At 69.5% G+C, this 3,050-nt stretch carries 3 protein-coding genes and 1 pseudogene; 1 reads left to right on the forward strand and 3 read right to left on the reverse strand.

Annotated elements, in window-relative coordinates; genetic code table 11:
- The 3 genes and pseudogenes from ACE3TU_RS20795 to ACE3TU_RS20805 all read right to left on the reverse strand — a co-directional run.
- Nucleotides 1-293 (reverse strand): annotated as a pseudogene (locus ACE3TU_RS20795) (alpha-D-ribose 1-methylphosphonate 5-triphosphate diphosphatase); the annotation flags it as partial.
- On the reverse strand, nt 290-994 hold the full coding sequence (locus tag ACE3TU_RS20800; protein ID WP_374627729.1) for a DUF1045 domain-containing protein: 705 nt from the start codon (nt 992-994) through the stop codon (nt 290-292). The gene ACE3TU_RS20800 and the pseudogene ACE3TU_RS20795, both read right to left, overlap by 4 nt.
- Nucleotides 995-1,087: 93 nt before the next feature.
- Nucleotides 1,088-1,576 (reverse strand): hypothetical protein, encoded by a 489-nt coding sequence (locus ACE3TU_RS20805; RefSeq protein ID WP_374627731.1) that lies wholly within the window; start codon nt 1,574-1,576, stop codon nt 1,088-1,090.
- Between the two features lie 236 nt (nt 1,577-1,812).
- Here ACE3TU_RS20805 and ACE3TU_RS20810 point away from each other — a divergent pair.
- The coding region (locus tag ACE3TU_RS20810) for a glycerate kinase (RefSeq protein ID WP_374627733.1) at nt 1,813-3,050 on the forward strand (1,238 nt) is incomplete at its 3' end.

A 3,050-nucleotide genomic window follows, 5' to 3' on the forward strand; every position in this document is an offset into this window, starting at 1 on the left:
CGGACCGCGTCGAACACGGTGGTGATGCCGGCACCGGCGATCTGCGCGTCGTGGCTTTGCAGCGCCGCAATGGCATTCCAGGTGACACCGGGGCGCGGCCGGTAATGGCTCTCGAAATGGTCGGTGTGCAACTCGACCAGGCCGGGGATGATGAAATCGCCCTCGAAGTCCTCCGCGGCCCGCACATCGGTGGTGTCGATATCGGCGATGCGACCGTCGCGAACCAGCACGGAGCCGTGCACGACCTCATCCGGCAGGACGATCGTGGCATTTGAGAAAGCGTGTTCGTTCATCGATCGGACCTTTCCGCAAGTAGGTAGTCGGCGCCCCTGACGAACGGCTGCCCCGCCTGTGGCTCCTCGAACAGCACCAGCCGGTCGAGCCGCAGCTCGGCCTCGGCGAGGGCGCCGAAGTGGCGGGCGGCCGCCGCCCTGTAGAACGCCTGCTCGTCGCGCGGCAGGCGATCGGTGAGCGTCATGTGGAACTGGAACTGCTCGAGCACGTAGGGGTAGCCGTAGCGGTCGAGCAACTCGGTCTGCCGCGGTGTCAGCGCCCCTCCGGCCAGCCGTCGACGGCGATCGTCGGCCTCCAGCGGCGCCCTGAACCGGTCGAAATGCTCCACCACCTCCGCGGCAAAGCCGGTGAGGGCCGACGACTGCTCGACCGGCACCAGGGCAAGAAAGCCGTCGAGCAGCGCAAGCTCCATCCGGCCGAGCGAGACCGGGGCGCGCGCGGCGACGAAGCGCTCGAGTTCGGATGCCAGTTCACCGGGCGCAATATCCGACCCGAGCCGCATGGGCGCCTTGATGGTTGCGTGAAAGCCGTATCGACGCGCCGACAGGCTTCTGGCGTCGAGCTCGGCACGGGCGAGCCCCGCGACATCGTTCGCTCCGACACCCGCGCCGGAGGGGTCGCGGCCGAGCCACTGCGCCGCCGCCGACCAGAGCGGATGCTGCCGGTCCGGCGCAAAATAGATGGCGTAGCGTTCGGACATGGCTGGGACTCGTCGAGGGCCGAGGCTGACTAGTCCGGTTCGATGTCAGTTTTTTGTCAGCGCGGCAAGCCGCCGCTGCGGATGGCCGGTCGGTCAGATCACCCGGGCCAGGCATTCCGTGCCGCGATCCGGCGAACCGGCGATGACGTCGTCCGCCACCAGCGATTCCCCGCCACCGAGCTCGTTGACCAGGGCAAAGAAGCCGAACAGTCCGGCACCCTTCAGCTGCCACTTGATGCGGGTGCCCGAGGGCAGGGGGTCGTCTCCGGCATTGATCAGCACCAGCGCGCCGGGCGTTCCCGCCACCTGGCAACTCAGGCTCGCCTGCCGGCCGAAGTGGCGAGTCTGCAGGCTCGGCTGGGGATCGAAGGCGGGCGGATCATGGCTTTCGGAGCTGTGCTGGTTGCCACCTCCGCTGAGCGGATGGACCAGACCGCTCTCGACCGGGCGCGTCTCGACATCGACGCCGACGCCGCCACCGCCCGGGGGGAGCAGATTGATCACCTGGTCGGCCATCGCCGGGCCGGAGACGAGCAGCAACGCCGCCAGCAGGGCAGCGAGTCTTGGACGGATTCGGGGCATTCGGTTTCCTGTTCGAGTTCCCGCAGGCGCGTCCACACCGGCAGACCCGCAATGTCGTGTCATTTCGTTTTGCGCGCAATAGCCCCGACCGCTTGAACCCCCCCTGAGGTTACCGTTAAGCGGGCGTTCACCCGGGTCCCCCGGCCGGCGATGGGGTTTGGGGGTGATGCGCAATGCGCTTGCACGGTGCCGGCCGACTTGCGCATGATGCCGTTCGTTTCATCAGAGCATTGCCAATGGATCGCGAACTCCTTGAACGGCTGTTCCGGCTTGCGGTCGAGGCCGCCCAACCCGAGCGCGCCATCGCCGCCAACCTGCCGGCGCCGCCCGCCGGGCGCACCATCGTCATCGGGGCCGGCAAGGCCTCCGCCCAGATGGCCGCCGCGTTCGAGCGCGCCTGGCCTCACCCCATCGACAAGGGGCTCGTCGTGACCCGCTACGGCTACGGCGCGACCTGCCGGCGGATAGAGATCGTCGAGGCGGCCCATCCGGTGCCCGATGTCGCCGGTTTCCTTGCGGCGCGCCGGATGATGGAGATGGTCTCCGGTCTCAGTCACGACGACCTTGTGGTCGCGCTGATCTCGGGCGGCGGCTCGGCCCTCCTGCCTCAGCCCGCACCCGGGCTCACCTTCGAGGACGAACAGCGCGTCAATGAGATCCTGCTGGCGTCCGGTGCCCCGATTTCGGCCATGAACGTCATTCGCAACGAGCTGAGCGCCGTCAAGGGCGGTCGCCTCGCCGCCCTCGCATCTCCGGCGCGGGTCGCCACCCTGGTCGTCTCCGATGTACCCGGCGACGATCCCTCGTTCGTCGCCTCCGGGCCGACGGTACCAATGGCCGCGGGCCGGTCCGAGGCGAGGCATCTGGTCGCGCTCCACCGTCTGCAGCTGCCGGCCGCGGCCGAACAGCTTCTGGCGTCCGACGGCAACCCGGCGCCGCTGCCGTCCGACCCGCGCTTTGTCGGCAACACCGTGCGCGTCGTCGCGTCCGCGGCGCTGTCGCTCGAGGCGGCGGCGGAGGCGGCGCGGGCGATCGGCATTGCCGCGCACATCCTGTCCGATGCGGTCGAGGGCGAGGCCCGTGAGGTGGCCCGGGTGCACGCGGCGCTCGCCCGGGAGATCCGCACGCGCGGGCGTCCGTTTGCGCGCCCCGCGCTGCTCCTGTCGGGTGGCGAGACCACGGTCACCGTCCGTGGGTCCGGCCGGGGCGGGCGCAACGCCGAGTTCCTGCTGGCCTTTGCTATCGCCATCGACGGCGTTTCCGGCATTTCGGCGCTGGCCGCCGACACGGACGGCATCGACGGTTCCGGGGACAATGCCGGCGCGGTGGCGGATGGCAACACCGCGACTCGTATGCGGGCCGCCGGCATCGACCCTCGCGGCGCACTTGCCGACAACGATGCCTATGCCGCCTTCAACGCCATTGGCGGACTCTTCGTCACCGGTCCGACCGGCACCAACGTCAACGACTTCCG

This window comes from Devosia sp., assembly GCF_041917035.1.
Lineage (GTDB): Bacteria > Pseudomonadota > Alphaproteobacteria > Rhizobiales > Devosiaceae > Devosia_A.

What these genes read in the sequence shown, in the direction of transcription:
- ACE3TU_RS20800 (WP_374627729.1), bottom strand. Translation starts at nt 994, where the DNA reads ATGTCCGAACGCTACGCCATCTATTTTGCGCCGGACCGGCAGCATCCG.
- ACE3TU_RS20805 (WP_374627731.1), bottom strand. Translation starts at nt 1,576, where the DNA reads ATGCCCCGAATCCGTCCAAGACTCGCTGCCCTGCTGGCGGCGTTGCTG.